Here is a 15,946-nt window from a genome sequence, read left to right as displayed (position 1 = left end):
TTTTAAAAAAATAACTTGTTTAATATTTCACAATGATAATGTGGATGCTTTCACAAAGATAAAAGCGTGTAGCATTTATTATGTACTTGTAAGACATCAAACATATTTAAAAGGAGGTACAACAAATGAAGCATCCGATACATGTTACTTCAGAGATTGGGGAATTACAAACGGTTTTATTAAAACGACCTGGTAAAGAAGTGGAAAACTTAACGCCAGATTATTTACAGCAATTATTATTTGACGATATTCCATACTTACCAATTATTCAAAAAGAGCATGATTATTTTGCACAAACATTACGCAATCGGGGTGTTGAAGTTCTTTATTTAGAAAAACTAGCTGCTGAGGCGTTAGTAGATAAAAAACTTCGAGAAGAATTTGTTGATCGTATTTTACAAGAAGGACAGGCTGACGTAAATGTTGCACATCAAACTTTAAAAGAATATTTACTTTCCTTTTCAAATGAAGAATTAATTCAAAAAATTATGGGTGGTGTACGGAAAAACGAAATTGAAACAAGTAAGAAAACACATTTATATGAGTTAATGGAAGATCACTATCCATTTTACTTAGACCCAATGCCTAATTTATATTTTACTCGTGATCCAGCAGCTGCCATGAGTGATGGCTTAACGATAAATAAGATGAGAGAACCGGCGCGTAGACGTGAATCATTATTCATGGAGTACATCATTAAATATCATCCAAGATTTGCAAATCACAATGTGCCAATTTGGCTAGATCGTGATTATAAGTTTCCAATTGAAGGTGGCGACGAGCTAATTTTAAATGAGGAAACAATTGCAATTGGAGTATCTGCCCGCACTTCAGCTAAAGCAATTGAACGTTTAGCTAAAAATCTCTTTAGTCGACAAAATAAAATTAAGAAAGTGTTAGCAATAGAAATTCCAAAATGCCGAGCATTTATGCATTTAGATACAGTATTTACAATGGTCGATTATGACAAATTTACAATTCATCCGGCCATTCAAGGACCGAAAGGAAATATGAATATTTATATTTTAGAAAAAGGCTCAGATGAAGAAACTCTTAAAATTACACATCGTACTTCTTTAATGGAAGCATTAAAAGAGGTATTAGGCTTAAGTGAATTAGTTCTTATCCCTTGTGGAGGAGGAGATGTAATTGCTTCTGCTCGTGAACAATGGAATGATGGCTCGAATACATTAGCGATTGCGCCGGGAGTAGTTGTTACATATGATCGCAACTATGTATCCAATGCTTTATTACGGGAACATGGTATAGAAGTTATTGAGGTGCTAAGTTCGGAATTATCTCGTGGTCGTGGAGGTCCACGTTGCATGAGTATGCCGATTGTTCGTAAAGATATTTAGTATAAATAACGGAGAAAGCAGGGATGAATTATGTTAATGACTAGACCTAATGTAAAAGGAAGAAGTTTTCTAGCTGAAAAAGATTTTACACAAGAAGAATTATTATATTTTCTAGATTTAGCAGCAGAATTAAAAGAGAAAAAGAAAAATGGTATCCCACATCGTTATTTAGAAGGAAAAAATGTAGCGCTCTTATTTGAAAAAACTTCAACTCGTACACGATGTGCATTTACAGTAGCATGTACAGATTTAGGTGCAAACCCTGAATATTTAGGGAAAGGTGATATTCAGCTTGGGAAGAAAGAATCTGTAGAAGATACAGCAAAAGTGTTAGGACGCATGTTTGACGGAATTGAGTTTCGTGGATTTAATCATGAAACTGTAGAATCTTTAGCACAAAATTCTGGTGTGCCGGTTTGGAATGGATTAACAGATATGTGGCATCCAACACAAACACTTGCAGATTTATTAACAATTAGAGAACATGTAGGGAAATTAAAAAATGTGAAGCTCGTTTACGTTGGAGATGGACGAAATAATGTCGCTAATAGCTTACTAGTTGGTGGAGCGATCGTTGGAATGGATGTACGTATTTGTACACCGGAATCTTTATGGCCAAAACAGGAAGTAATTGATTTAGCAAAAAAATATAACGAACGGGTAATGGTAACAAGTAATGTTAAAGAAGCTGTTGAGGGTGCGGATGTAATCTATACAGATGTATGGGTATCTATGGGGGAAGAAGAAAAATTTGCTGAACGTGTCGAGTTATTGAAACCTTATCAAGTAAATATGAAAATGATTAAAGAAACAGGAAATGAAAATATGATTTTCTTACATTGTTTACCTGCATTCCATGATGTTGAAACGATGTATGGTGAGGAAGTTTATGAAAAGTATGGGTTGAAAGAAATGGAGGTAACTGACGAAGTATTCCGCAGTAAACATTCAAAAGTATTTGATCAGGCTGAAAATAGAATGCATACAATTAAAGCTGTTATGGCAGCTACTTTAGGAAACATGGAGTAGAGAAGAAAGGGGATTTTCCTTTCTTCTTTCCCCTCCTTTAGGCACTATCATTCACTATTGCGTTAGTATTGTTATTGCAATTAAAGAGAGGTGAGTGGAATGGGTGAAGATAAGAAATTAGGATTGTTTACTTTAACGGCTCTTGTAGTTGGTTCTATGATCGGTGGTGGAGCATTTAATTTAGCAAGTGATATGGCAAAAGGTGCTGGCGCTGGAGCCATTATTATTGGTTGGGTTATAACAGGAATTGGGATGATTGCGCTTGGATTATCTTTTCAAAATCTAACTGTAAAACGGCCAGATTTAGATGGTGGTATTTTTAGTTATGCAAAAGCAGGATTTGGTAATTTCATGGGGTTTAATAGTGCGTGGGGATATTGGCTATCTGCTTGGCTTGGTAATGTAGCTTACGGCACATTATTGTTTTCTTCATTAGGGTATTTCTTCCCAATTTTTGAAGGCGGTCAAAATGTAGCATCCATTATTGGTGCAAGCGTATTATTATGGTGTGTTCACATGTTAATTTTACGCGGAGTTCAATCAGCAGCACTTGTGAATTTAGTAACTACAATTGCGAAATTAGTACCTGTATTTGTATTTATTGTCGTAGGAATCTTCGCGTTTCATATTGATACTTTCCTAGATGGATTTTGGGGACAAGCTGGTTCTTTTTCATGGGGGGCGGTTGGCAGTCAAGTTAAAAGTACAATGCTTGTAACTCTGTGGGTGTTCATTGGGGTAGAAGGAGCTGTTGTTTTATCTAGTCGTGCAAAAAGTAGAAGTGATGTAGGAAAAGCGACGGTTATTGGCTTAATTGGTACACTCATCATTTACATTTTAATTACATTATTGTCTCTTGGACTTATGCAACAAGCAGATATTGCTAATTTGAAAAGTCCAGCTATGGCTTATTTATTTGAAAGCGTTGTTGGAAAATGGGGTGCTATCTTTATTAATTTAGGTTTAGTCATATCTGTATTAGGTGCTTGGTTAGGATGGACTTTACTTGCTTCTGAAATTCCGTATTTAGCTGCTAAAGACGGAGTATTTCCAAAATGGTTTGCAAAAGAAAATAAAAATAAGGCGCCCGTAAATTCATTATGGATAACAAATGGTTTGATTCAAATGTTCTTATTGACATTCGTTGTTTCCGATCAAGCTTATAATTTTGCATTTTCTCTAGCATCCTCTGCTATTTTAATCCCATATGCTTTTTCAGCATTTTATCAACTGAAGCATAGCTTAAAGTCTGAAGAAGCAGATCGAAATAAAAATATAATAATTGGTTTGATAGCAAGTATTTATGGCGTGTGGTTAGTTTATGCAGCTGGTTTAGATTATTTATTACTAACAATGACTTTATATGCACCAGGTATTTTTATTTTCTACAATGTTCAAAAGCAAAAGAGCTCGAAGCAAATATTTACTCGAGTGGAATTAGCATCGTCGGTAGCGATTGGTGCTTTAGCATTCTTTGCCATTTATGGATTAATTACAGGAAGTATTACTTTATAAAGCACTGTGAAAATGAAATCAATTGGAGGGTTGAAATATGGCACGAAGAAAAATTGTAGTTGCACTAGGGGGAAATGCGATACAGTCTGGAAAAGCTACTGCGGGAGCACAGCAAGAAGCGTTAGAAAAAACAGCGGAACAACTTGTGAAAATAATGGAAAATGATGTAGATATAGTAATTGCGCATGGAAATGGCCCACAAGTGGGGAATATTTTATTACAGCAAAAAGCTGCAGAAACGGAAAAGACACCTGCAATGCCATTAGATACTTGTGGTGCAATGAGTCAAGGGATGATTGGATATTGGATGGAAAATGCGATTGAAAAGGCATTGAAAAAACGGAATATAAAAAAAGACGTAGCAACGGTTATAACACGCGTTGTCGTGGATGAAAAAGATGAGGCATTTAAAAATCCAACTAAACCAATTGGTCCTTTTTATACAGAAGAAGAAGCCAGAAGATTAATGGAAGAAACAAAAGCAGTGTTTAAAGAGGATGCTGGCAGAGGGTGGAGACGTGTTGTTCCATCACCGAAGCCTGTAAGTATTCATGAGCATAAAGTGATTAATTCTTTGGTCGAGGATGGAAATATAGTAATAGCTGTTGGCGGTGGTGGAATTCCAGTGATTGATTCCGAAGAAGGGCTAAAAGGAACTGAAGCGGTTATCGATAAAGATTTCGCTGCGCAGAAACTAGCTGAATTAGTAGATGCCGATACGCTCGTAATTTTAACTGCAGTTGATCATGTGTATGTAAATTATAATCAACTGAATCAAAAGAAATTAGAGCATGTCACAGTGAATCAATTAGAAGAATACATTGAAGAACAACAATTTGCTGCGGGAAGTATGCTTCCAAAAATTGAAGCTGCTATTAATTTTGTTAATACAAATCCAAAAAGAAAAACAATTATTACGTCTTTAGAAAAAGTATATGAAGCACTAGAAGAAAAAGCTGGTACTATTATTTCTAAACAGGATGTATGCATGTATGTTTAAATAATTATGTACTCTACTTATTGGTAAAAAAAGAATGAAGTTAGTAACTTCATTCTTTTTATTTATTAATATTTTTTGTACTCATTGTTCATAAAGTTTTCATGATGAAATCTGAATATATAAGTTAATTATGATAAAATTTAATTTGAATACGCTTTCTTGATTTTTCGCTCCAACATACAGCAAGAGAGAGGGAATTTTATGAATAGACGGAACGTAGTTAAAGATTTAAAGCAGTTTGAATTATTTGCTCATTTAACAGAAAAGAAATTGAAAGGTTTGACGGAGTTTGTCTATTGGCGAACTTATAAAAAGGGTCAATTTTTATTTTTAGAAGGGGATTCAAGAGAAAGAATTTACTTCATGTTAGATGGTTTTGTAAAGTTAGAGCGGGTAAATCAAAGTGGGAATTTATTATATGAGGACTATGTAAAGCGGTATTCTATTTTTCCTTATGGTGGTATGTTTACAGACAGAGGATATAACTATACGGCAGAAGCGATGACAGATGTAGAAGTATACTATATTCCGACAGTAATTTTCGAAGATATGGTGAAATCTAGTAGGACGCAGTTAATGTACGTTGTTCAGCAATTATCATCGATATTAAAACTAAACGAAAATCGAGTGCAAAATATTACAATTCCTAATGCACAAGATCGAGTCATTCAAACATTAAATTATTTAATGCAGGATTTAGGAGAACAGAGTGGCGAAACGATTGTAATTTCCTGTCCACTTACAACAATTGAAATATCGAAAATATCTGGTACGTCTCGAGAGACGGTTAGTGGCGTATTAAAACAATTAAAAAATGATAGTATTGTTACAATTCTGGATAAAAAAATTACAATACATAATCCAACATATTTTGAGGAAATCTCTATGTGAAAATTGCATATTGATTTTCTAATTCATACTGTATATTAGTAAAGTTCTTTATATATTTATAAGGAGCTTTTTTACGTTATCCTCTATAAAAAGATTGTATAGTATGGTAATAATAGCTAAAATCGATAATAAAAAAGCAAAGGGAAGGGGAGAAAGAATGGTCCGAATTGAGTATGATCGATTAGTAGCTATTTGTTACAGTATAGGGGTTTTGTTATTATTAAAAATTCCAAATGATAATGAATTAATTGGGGAAAAACTATTCAATTTCTATAAGGTTCCGGTACATACATATATTTATATGGATTATAAAGTCTCAAATATATTGATTGTTTCTTTCGTACTACATGTAATTGCATTTATATTATTCGTAAAATGGCTAGGAAAAAAGGAATCTAGTACATTTAGAACAATGAATAAGGTAAAAGTAGTAGGCATTAGTATTTTGATTTTAATGATGCCGTTTATTTTAAATAACATCCTCCAGACATTGAATAAAACATGGTATTACGCAGGAAAAACAGGGGTAGAAGCAATAGAATATAAAAAGAAGACAGCCAGTGTAGAATAGAGAAAAATGGAGAGGATATCGAACAAAAGTGCATTGTTACTTTAAAAAATTATCGTAATCATTCACAAGCATTAAAAGTTGTTTTATATGATAATGCAAACGAGAATTCGAAAAGTTATCAAGTACCGAAACCAGTCTATTTACAAAAACATGAGACAAAGCAATTCGAATTTCAAATTCCTGTTGTTTATAATAGCGGTATTGAAAAAGATAAAGTACCAAATATTAAATTACATTCATTGCATGAAAATGATAGGAAATACAATTAATCCGTAATTGAAAGTTTATGAGTAGGAGTAATAATTTGAAACGATATAGAACATTAACTTGAATCATCCAACATGCTATAAGGCAGCGAACATGTTGGATGATTTTTTATTTTATTCCTCCTTTTTTACGTATGAAAAGGGGGAATACTTTGTTGAAAGTGAAAAACGTTGCAAGGGTCATATGCAGTCTTCACTTTACGTAGTCTTTGAAAATTAGAGCCATAATAACTAGTTTGCCAATTTTTTATGTCGATATCGGGCCAATTGACATAGTCGCCTAGTGTATAAGGATCTAAACTTTCTCGTAAGTCTTTAACCCAGCGTATATTTCGATTTTCTTCATCGTCGCATTTCCAAGAGGTAATATATTCTTGAACAATAATTGCCTTGCGATGGAAATAAGCGGTTTCATTAGGGGAAATATTTTCTACAGCACCTACGAGTGATTGGTGCCAAATGCTTGCCTCTTTATTTGGTGCATGAGAAAGAAAATATTTCATGATTTGAATGCCTTTAAGGGGAATAGGTTTATATACATAGGAACCAGAACGCTTGAATTTTTCGGGAATATTACCACTGTTAAAGAATTGGACGGCCTTTATATAAGGAACTTCATCTATAAAGAGAGAAGGATTACCAGTTTCAAGAAGAGGGGATAATAGGGGATAGAGTTCAGAAGGAGAGCCAACAAATTCACCTTTTACCTCAATTTTATTTCTTTGTTTGGAGAATAATTCGATAGATGAAGTGAGACGTTCATCTATATAAGGGGCCCAGTTTTGCCAAGCTTGAAATGCAGAAATAAAGTCTTTCCACTCCCATGCAAGTGAGAAAATGGATACGTTTTTTATAGGGTGGACTCGAAAGGTTAAGGAAGTAACAATGCCGAAATTTCCACCGCCACCGCCACGGCATGCCCAAAACAAGTTAGGGTTTTCTTGTTCGTTTGCGCGAATGATTTTTGCGCCCAATTTACCGCATGCTTGTACCACTTCAACTTCTACTAATTGGTCACATGTTAATCCGAATAAGCGTGAAAGCATACCGATGCCACCGCCAAGCGTTAACCCAACAACCCCAACACTTGCACTTGTGCCAGCTGGTATTGTAACACCATATTTCCAAAGCTCTTTATAAACAGTACCAAGATTTGCACCAGCTTCAATTGTTGCTGTTAACTTCTCTGTATTAACAGTAATTCGATGCATTTCACTCACATCAATAATAAGTCCGCCATTTAAAAGAGAGAAATTTTCATAACTATGCCGCCCACTTCTTAAGCGAAAAGGTATATGACGTTCGCGTGCCCATTTTAAGGCGTTACACACATCATTTTTATTTTGACAAAAAACAATAATACAAGGGAGTTTTGGAATACTTAAATTTAAATTTATTCGGGCCACGTCATAGTCAGGATCTGAAGGTATGACGACACGACCGGTTAATTTTGTATGTTTCAATTTATAGCTCCTTCCTAAAATAATTCAGGCTTTTTATTAATATATGAAAAAGGTCTGTAATACGCGTGGACAAGGAGAGGAGAAGAATGAGATTTGCCTTGGCGAGAAATAAATAAAGCATAAGAAGAAGGAATCTACATAGAGTTCAATGAAAACAGTTGCAAACTATTCATATTTTGTTATGATAGTGTTACGAAAACGTTTGCATAAAATTCCGATGGGATGCAAAAGGAGAGAATTAGTATGAATAAGACATGGTGGAAAGAAGCTGTCGCTTATCAAATTTATCCACGAAGCTTTATGGATTCAAATGGTGATGGTATTGGAGATTTACAAGGTATTATTGCAAAGCTGGATTATTTAAAAGATTTAGATATAGATGTAATTTGGATTTGTCCAATGTATAAGTCACCTAATGATGATAATGGCTATGACATTAGTGATTATCAAGATATCATGGATGAGTTTGGTACGATGGAAGACTTTGATGCTTTACTAGATGAAGTTCATAAGCGTGACATGAAGCTTATTATTGATTTAGTTATTAATCATACAAGCGATGAACATCCTTGGTTTATTGAATCTCGTTCATCTAAAGACAATCCGAAGCGTGATTGGTACATTTGGCATGATGGTAAAGACGGCGTAGAACCAAACAACTGGGAAAGTATTTTTAATGGTTCGGCATGGGAATATGATGAAGTAACAGAACAATATTATTTACATTTATTCTCACGTAAACAACCAGATTTAAACTGGGAGAATAAAGAAGTTCGTGAAGTGTTATACGATACAGTTAATTGGTGGCTTGATAAAGGGATTGATGGTTTCCGTGTTGATGCAATTAGCCATATTAAAAAAGAAGATGGCTTCAAGGATATGCCAAATCCAAAAGAATTGAAATATGTACCATCTTTTGATAAACATATGAATGTAGACGGTATTCAACCTTTATTAGAAGAGTTAAAAGAAAATACATTTTCTAAGTACGATATTATGACTGTTGGAGAAGCGAATGGTGTCAAGATTGAAGATGCTGAGCTTTGGGTTGGAGAAGAGCAAGGTAAATTCAATATGGTATTCCAGTTTGAACATTTAAGCTTATGGGATGCAGAAAAGAAGAAAGACCTTGATGTTGTAGGATTGAAAAAGGTATTAACGAAATGGCAAAAAGGATTAGAAAATAAGGGATGGAATGCTTTATATATCGAGAATCACGATAAGCCACGTATCGTTTCAACGTGGGGAGATGATAAACAATATTGGCGTGAAAGTGCAACAGCTCTAGGAGCGATGTATTTCTTTATGCACGGTACACCGTTTATTTATCAAGGACAAGAAATTGGTATGACAAATGTTCAGTTACCAAATATTGAAGATTACGATGATGTAGCAATTAAAAATTTATATCGAGAGAAAATTGCAGAGGGCGTATCACATCAAGATATGATGGAAATTATATGGGCTTCTTGCCGTGATAATTCACGTACACCTATGCAGTGGAACGATGAGATGAATGCTGGTTTCACAACAAGTGCACCTTGGTTTGGCATGAATCCAAATTACAAAGAAATTAATGTTGAAAAGCAAAAAAATGACGAAAAGTCTATTTTCAATTTCTATAAGAAAATGATTGCTTTGAAAAAAGAGCATGATGTATTGAATTATGGTACGTACGATTTACTTTTAGAGGACGATCCACAAATTTATGCGTATACACGTACGTTACAGGATGAAAAAGTCATTGTAATTAGTAATATCTCAAAAGAGGAAGCTGTGTATAATGAGCCTTTATTCGCACTAGAACGCAAACGTTTGCTTTTAAATAACTATGAAGTTGCAGAACATGAACAAGTAACTACAATGACGTTAAAACCTTATGAAACAAGGGCTTATCGCATTTCATAATAAAAAAAGATGCTCTTTGAGCATCTTTTTTTATGAAAAAAAATAAATTTCTATTGCAATGTGAAAACGCTTTTATTAAAATAGATTTATGAAAACGGTTGCGCAATAAAAAAATAGGGATATAAGGAATCGTTTTCATAAGAGAGACAGAAATTATAATTTAAATCATTATGTTGTTATAAATAAAGGGGAGGAAGAACAGATGAAAATTACGTCTTTTGATTTTTGGCAAAAGTTCGGGAAGGCATTATTAGTTGTTGTAGCTGTAATGCCAGCAGCGGGCTTAATGATTTCCATCGGGAAGTTAATTGGGATGTCTGCTGGGGATATTAACGCAGTTCATACAATTGCTCGCGTAATGGAAGACATCGGTTGGGCAATTATTACAAATTTACACATTTTATTCGCAGTAGCAATTGGGGGATCTTGGGCGAAGGATCGCGCAGGTGGTGCATTTGCAGCACTATTAGCATTCGTCTTAACAAATAGAATTACAGGAGCTATATTTGGCGTAAACGCTCAAATGTTAGCGGATTCAAAAGCAACAGTTTCTTCAGTATTAGCAGGAGATTTAGTTGTAAAAGATTACTTTACTTCTGTACTTGGTGCACCAGCATTAAACATGGGAGTTTTCGTAGGGATTATCACAGGTTTCCTAGGAGCTACTTTATATAACAAGTATTATAACTATAATAAACTGCCACAGGCATTAGCATTCTTTAATGGAAAACGATTCGTACCATTCGTTGTAATTGTTTGGTCTACAGTCACTGCGATTGTATTATCACTTTTATGGCCGTTTATCCAAAGTGGATTAAATGAATTTGGTCGTTGGATTGCAGCATCTAAAGATAGTGCGCCAGTTGTTGCGCCATTTGTATATGGAACTTTAGAACGTTTATTATTACCATTTGGATTACATCATATGTTAACGATTCCGATGAACTACACAGAGCTAGGCGGAACATACACGATGTTAACTGGCTCAAAAGCTGGACAAATCGTAGCGGGACAAGATCCATTATGGCTTGCATGGATTACAGATTTAAATAACTTATTAGCAAATGGAGATACGAAAGCATATAACGATTTATTAAATAACGTTGTGCCAGCTCGTTTCAAAGCAGGACAAGTTATCGGCTCAACAGCAGCACTAATGGGGATCGCGTTTGCGATGTTCCGTAATGTTGATAAAGAAAAACGTGCAAAATATAAACCAATGTTCTTATCGGCAGCATTAGCAGTATTCTTAACAGGTGTAACAGAGCCAATCGAATTCATGTTCATGTTTATTGCTCCAGTATTATATGTTGTATATGCAATTACAACAGGGCTTGCATTCGCATTAGCAGATTTAATTGATTTACGTGTTCACGCATTCGGATTTATTGAGTTAATTACACGTACACCAATGATGGTTAACGCAGGTCTAACAAGAGATTTAATCAATTTCGTTATCGTTTCATTAGTGTTCTTCGGTCTTAACTTTACATTATTCAACTTCTTAATTAAAAAGTTCAATTTACCAACACCAGGTCGTGCGGGTAACTATATTGATAATGAAGATGAGTCATCAGAAGGAACAGGAAACGTACAAGATGGTTCATTAGCAACAAAAGTTATCGATTTATTAGGTGGAAAAGAAAATATTGCTGACGTAGATGCTTGTATGACACGTTTACGTGTAACAGTAAAAGATTTAGATGTTGTTGCACCAGAAGCACAATGGAAACAAAATGGTGCTTTAGGACTTATTGTAAAAGATAAAGGTGTACAAGCAGTATATGGCCCGAAAGCTGACGTATTAAAGTCAGACATTCAAGATATGTTAGGTGCGTAATAATATGAAATTGCTAACTTTAAATTGTCACTCTTGGCAAGAAGAGAATCAAATTGAAAAAATAAAGTATCTTGCTAAAGTAATTCAAGAAGAAGATTATGATGTGATCGCATTGCAAGAAGTAAGTCAGTCTATACAAGCTGAAAATGTATGCGGTAACAAGAAAAAAGATAATTTTGGACTTTTACTGCTAGAAGAGTTAAGAGCATTAAATGTAAAAGAATACAATATTATTTGGGATTTCTCTCATATTGGATATGATGTGTACGAGGAAGGATTAGCAATTATAACAAAGCACAACATTGTAAAGGAAGATACGTTCTTTATCTCAGAAAATAAGGATACAACGTATTGGAAAACACGCAAAATTGTAAGTGCAACAATTGCTTATAATGATAAGAATATAACGTTTTATTCTTGCCATCTTGGCTGGTGGAATGATGAAGAAGAATCATTCAAAGACCAAGTTGATCGTTTAATGGAGCGTGTAAATAGCAATGAACTTTCCTTCTTAATGGGTGATTTTAATAACAATGCTCGTTTGGAAGGAGAGGGTTATGAGTATATGATGCAAAAAGGTTTATATGACACATATGAACTAGCGATAGAGAAGGATGAAGGAACAACTGTCCAAGGTGAGATTGCTGGTTGGGATGAAAATAAACATAATTTGCGAATCGATTTAATATTGTGTAACCAAAGTAAAACAGTTCATTCTTCAAAAGTTATTTTTAATGGCACAAACCGAAATGTAATTTCAGATCATTTCGGTGTAGAGATGCAATTAGACATATAATAGAAGAAATCCTCACAGATTATAAAAAGCTGTGAGGATTTTTTAATGAATACAAGTATTTCCAAGAGAAAATACTTGTATTTTTTATGACATTTCCTATATATTTGTTATTACTGAATGTAAAACCAATTTGGTCATTTTGTATTCATGTTTTCACTTACTTCGTTATATAATGAAGTAAGTGAAATATTTAATAGGGAAAATAATGCATTTTCGTTTAATCCACGATGTAGAAAGTGATATAATTGCAAAATGTATGTATCATTTTCTAAAGAAGGAAAAATATATAATTAGGTGATAACTTTTATGAAACAAATTTGGCGTATTTATAAGACAGATTTACGGAATGTAGCCAAACATTGGGCTGCAATTGTTATTGTTTTAGGGTTAATGATTTTACCATCGTTATATGCATGGTTTAACATTAAAGCTTCTTGGGATCCTTACGGAAATACGAAAGGAATCCAGATTGCAGTTTCTAACCAAGATGTTGGATCAAATTTAAGAGGGAAAGATATTAACATCGGGGAAGAAATTGTAGATTCACTTAAGAAGGACAAAAATTTCGGGTGGAAGTTTGTTGATGAAAAGCAAGCAATTTATGGAGTAGAGCGTGGAGATTATTCCGCAAGTATTACTATTCCAAAAGATTTTTCTGAAAAGATTGCAACAGTCTTGAATGAAAATCCACAGAAACCAGAAATTGATTACTATGTAAATGAAAAGGTGAATGCCATTGCACCGAAGATTACAGCTAAAGGTGCATCGGGTCTTACAGAAGAGGTTAGTAAAAACTTTGTTAAAACAGCAAACGGTGAGATTTTTAAAATCTTCAATGACCTTGGAATCGATTTAGAAACTAACTTACCGAGTATTGAGAAGGTCAAGGATCTTGTCTTTAAGTTAGAAGCACAGTTCCCAGAAATGAATACACTTGTGGATAAGGCATTAGATGATGCGACTCGGGCAGAAGATGTTGTGAAAGTAGCGCAAAAAGAGTTACCAGTTGTAGAAAGTGTTATGAATGATGGGCAAGAAGCGTTAGGGAATTTAGATAAATTCTTTGCGAGAAATGATGAAACATTGAAACGTGCTCCAGGAACTATTAAGAATAATTTAATTGTAATGCAACAAGGTTTAGATAGTGCGGCAGCAATTACAGATTTCTTAAAAAATCCATCATTTGATTCTAATCTGACACTTCCAGATCCGGCTAAATTCCCAGTGTTGCCTAATATAACTATTCCGCACGTACCACAAATACCAGAAATTCCAGCGTTACCGCAAGTGAATGGTGAGGGGTATAAAAATATTGCTACAAATATTGATCAAACTGTAAACAATGTTTTCAATTCTACTCGTGTTGGAACGGCCTATGTGAAAAGTGTTATGGATGGGCTTCAAAATAAGGGTGTGGACCCAGCTGTAGCTCAGAAAAACGTTCAGGATGCTTCAAAACTTCTCCAAGACCGTATTGATAGTGTTTCATATTTAATTGATTTCTTTACAACTTTTAAAGAATCAGCTTCAACGGACTTTGGTAAGCAGTTCTTTGGAAACAGAGTGGAAAGTCTAAAAGTGCTTAAAAATTCTATGGTGGATGTTAATAACAGAGTTAAGCATGTAGGAGATTTAATTAGTTCGGGACAAGAAGTTAAACAAGATGTGCGAGATGGTATTAATCAAAAACTAGACACAGTGAATAATTTAGTTAATCAGGCTGAGAAGGACTATAACGCAACATTTGTAGCTGATTTTGAAAAAGCAGTAAGCACAGCTGAGCAATTGAAAAACAAAGCTGAAAATGTAAAAGAAGACGCTCAGCAGTTAAGAGGGAATTTAAATCAAGATATAAAAGCAGCAAATGATTTAGTAAACCAAACAAATGAAGCATTAGACAATGGTAGGGAAAAATATGATAAGGCTGTAAATGATTACAGCAGATTAAAAACGGAGCTTGAAAAAGCAAGAGAAGACTTAAGTAACAAAGGTGTTAATGGATTAGATTCTACAAAAGTAGCCTTAAATGATTTAAATGGACAGTTCAAAGCAGGATGGAATTTAGTTAATGATATGATTCCGGTTATGGAAAGTACAAATAAAGTTTTGGGCGATGTGAATAGTGATAAAAATCTTAATGGCACAATTGCTAAGTTAAATAAAGCAAAAGATGGTTTGCAAAAAGGAATGGATTTAACTGATAAAGGAATTGACGCTATTAATAAAGGTCAAAAACCAGCAGCAGATGTTATTGAAAGTATTAATCAAGTATCTAAAAGTGTTTCAGGACAAATAGGTGACATCTTAGCTAATTACGATTCAGAAATTGTTCCAAACTTTAACGCAGCAATTGCTCGTACAAAAGAGATGTCTAAAAATACATCTCAAATTTTAGGCGAGGCAGATAAGAAGCTTCCAGATGTGAAAAAATTACTTGAAGACTCATCAAAAGGCTTAGTAGATGGTCAAAAGAAAATTGCAGATATTAAAGCTGAAATGCCAGCTACTGAGAAAAAGATTAAAGAATTAGCAGATAAAATTCGTGATTTTGAATCTGAAGAGGATATAAAAGACATCATACGCTTATTAAAGAATGATGTTGAAAAGCAAAGTGACTACTTTGCAAATCCAGTAAATTTAAAAGAGAATAAATTATTTGCAATGCCGAACTACGGTTCAGCAATGTCACCATTCTATACAGTGCTTGCATTATGGGTAGGCGCATTATTAATGGTTTCGTTATTAACGGTAGAAGTACATGAAGAGGGCGCGAATTATAAGAGCCATGAAGTTTACTTCGGACGTTTATTAACATTCTTAACGATAGGTCTTTCACAAGCGTTTATCGTATCAATGGGAGATATATTCTTACTCGGTACGTACGTAGTCGATAAGTTCTGGTTTGTATTATTTAGTTTATTTATCGGTGGAGTCTTTGTGTGTATCGTATACTCACTCGTTTCTATTTTCGGAAACGTTGGGAAATCGATGGCGATTATTTTACTTGTACTACAAGTAGCAGGATCGGGTGGTACGTTCCCAATTCAAATGACACCACCATTCTTCCAAGCGATTTATCCGTTCTTACCATTCACATATGCAATTAGTGCAATTCGTGAAACAGTTGGCGGAATGCTTTGGGATATAGTAATAAGAGATTTACTTGTGTTAAGTGTTTTCGTAGTAGTTATGATTATTGCTGCGTTATTACTGAAAACACCAATTAACAAATCGAGTGAAAAGTTTGTTGAGAACGCAAAAGGAAGTAAAATTATTCATTAAAAATAAAAGGTTCCTACCGATAGTGGT

Annotated in this window: 10 protein-coding genes and 1 pseudogene; 10 read left to right on the top strand and 1 reads right to left on the bottom strand. The window is 34.3% G+C overall.

Features of this window, described 5'->3' with window-relative positions; all coding sequences use genetic code 11:
- Positions 1-125 precede the first annotated feature (125 nt).
- The 6 genes and pseudogenes from arcA (at position 126) to JDS80_RS13470 (ending at position 6,633) form a co-directional block, all read left to right on the top strand.
- Complete coding sequence (arcA, locus tag JDS80_RS13495) at positions 126-1,358, top strand: arginine deiminase (protein WP_071772383.1); 1,233 nt, start codon at positions 126-128, stop codon at positions 1,356-1,358.
- A 30-nt stretch (positions 1,359-1,388) separates the two neighbouring features.
- A complete protein-coding gene (argF, locus tag JDS80_RS13490; protein WP_199638849.1) occupies positions 1,389-2,387 on the top strand; it encodes an ornithine carbamoyltransferase in 999 nt (332 codons plus the stop codon).
- 99 nt (positions 2,388-2,486) lie between these two features.
- The gene (arcD, locus tag JDS80_RS13485) at positions 2,487-3,902 is read left to right on the top strand and encodes an arginine-ornithine antiporter (protein WP_199638847.1); all 1,416 of its coding nucleotides are present in this window, start codon (positions 2,487-2,489) and stop codon (positions 3,900-3,902) included.
- Between the two features lie 37 nt (positions 3,903-3,939).
- Complete coding sequence (arcC, locus tag JDS80_RS13480) at positions 3,940-4,902, top strand: carbamate kinase (protein WP_199638845.1); 963 nt, start codon at positions 3,940-3,942, stop codon at positions 4,900-4,902.
- A gap of 201 nt (positions 4,903-5,103) precedes the next feature.
- Positions 5,104-5,793, top strand: coding sequence for a Crp/Fnr family transcriptional regulator (locus JDS80_RS13475; RefSeq protein WP_071747261.1), 690 nt, complete (start codon positions 5,104-5,106; stop codon positions 5,791-5,793).
- Between the two features lie 157 nt (positions 5,794-5,950).
- Positions 5,951-6,633 (top strand): annotated as a pseudogene (locus JDS80_RS13470) (ABC transporter permease).
- Between the two features lie 125 nt (positions 6,634-6,758).
- Here the strand turns inward: JDS80_RS13470 and JDS80_RS13465 are convergent.
- A complete protein-coding gene (locus JDS80_RS13465; RefSeq protein WP_199638843.1) occupies positions 6,759-8,093 on the bottom strand; it encodes an FAD-binding oxidoreductase in 1,335 nt (444 codons plus the stop codon).
- Positions 8,094-8,336: 243 nt separating this feature from the next.
- Between JDS80_RS13465 and JDS80_RS13460 the strand changes: the two genes are divergently transcribed.
- The 4 genes from JDS80_RS13460 (at position 8,337) to JDS80_RS13445 (ending at position 15,919) form a co-directional block, all read left to right on the top strand.
- Positions 8,337-10,001, top strand: a complete 1,665-nt coding sequence (locus JDS80_RS13460; RefSeq protein WP_199638841.1) for a glycoside hydrolase family 13 protein — start codon at positions 8,337-8,339, stop codon at positions 9,999-10,001.
- A 202-nt stretch (positions 10,002-10,203) separates the two neighbouring features.
- A complete protein-coding gene (locus tag JDS80_RS13455; RefSeq protein WP_098888191.1) occupies positions 10,204-11,841 on the top strand; it encodes a PTS transporter subunit IIBC in 1,638 nt (545 codons plus the stop codon).
- Between the two features lie 4 nt (positions 11,842-11,845).
- Positions 11,846-12,637 carry an endonuclease/exonuclease/phosphatase family protein gene (locus JDS80_RS13450; RefSeq protein WP_044739883.1) on the top strand — a complete coding sequence of 264 codons (792 nt, stop codon included), beginning with the start codon at positions 11,846-11,848 and terminating at the stop codon, positions 12,635-12,637.
- A 306-nt stretch (positions 12,638-12,943) separates the two neighbouring features.
- The gene (locus tag JDS80_RS13445; protein ID WP_199638839.1) at positions 12,944-15,919 is read left to right on the top strand and encodes a YhgE/Pip domain-containing protein; all 2,976 of its coding nucleotides are present in this window, start codon (positions 12,944-12,946) and stop codon (positions 15,917-15,919) included.
- Positions 15,920-15,946 lie beyond the last annotated feature (27 nt).

The organism is Bacillus cereus group sp. N8, assembly GCF_016483685.1.
Lineage (GTDB): Bacteria > Bacillota > Bacilli > Bacillales > Bacillaceae_G > Bacillus_A > Bacillus_A proteolyticus.
Note: the sequence above shows the minus strand (reverse complement) of the source record. Positions and strands in the feature narration are given on the sequence as shown.

Bases quoted from the DNA above. Each gene is read 5' to 3' on its own strand.
- arcD (WP_199638847.1), top strand. From the start codon at position 2,487: ATGGGTGAAGATAAGAAATTAGGATTGTTTACTTTAACGGCTCTTGTA.
- JDS80_RS13445 (WP_199638839.1), top strand. From the start codon at position 12,944: ATGAAACAAATTTGGCGTATTTATAAGACAGATTTACGGAATGTAGCC.
- JDS80_RS13460 (WP_199638841.1), top strand. From the start codon at position 8,337: ATGAATAAGACATGGTGGAAAGAAGCTGTCGCTTATCAAATTTATCCA.
- JDS80_RS13455 (WP_098888191.1), top strand. From the start codon at position 10,204: ATGAAAATTACGTCTTTTGATTTTTGGCAAAAGTTCGGGAAGGCATTA.
- JDS80_RS13450 (WP_044739883.1), top strand. From the start codon at position 11,846: ATGAAATTGCTAACTTTAAATTGTCACTCTTGGCAAGAAGAGAATCAA.
- JDS80_RS13475 (WP_071747261.1), top strand. From the start codon at position 5,104: ATGAATAGACGGAACGTAGTTAAAGATTTAAAGCAGTTTGAATTATTT.
- arcC (WP_199638845.1), top strand. From the start codon at position 3,940: ATGGCACGAAGAAAAATTGTAGTTGCACTAGGGGGAAATGCGATACAG.
- arcA (WP_071772383.1), top strand. From the start codon at position 126: ATGAAGCATCCGATACATGTTACTTCAGAGATTGGGGAATTACAAACG.
- argF (WP_199638849.1), top strand. From the start codon at position 1,389: ATGTTAATGACTAGACCTAATGTAAAAGGAAGAAGTTTTCTAGCTGAA.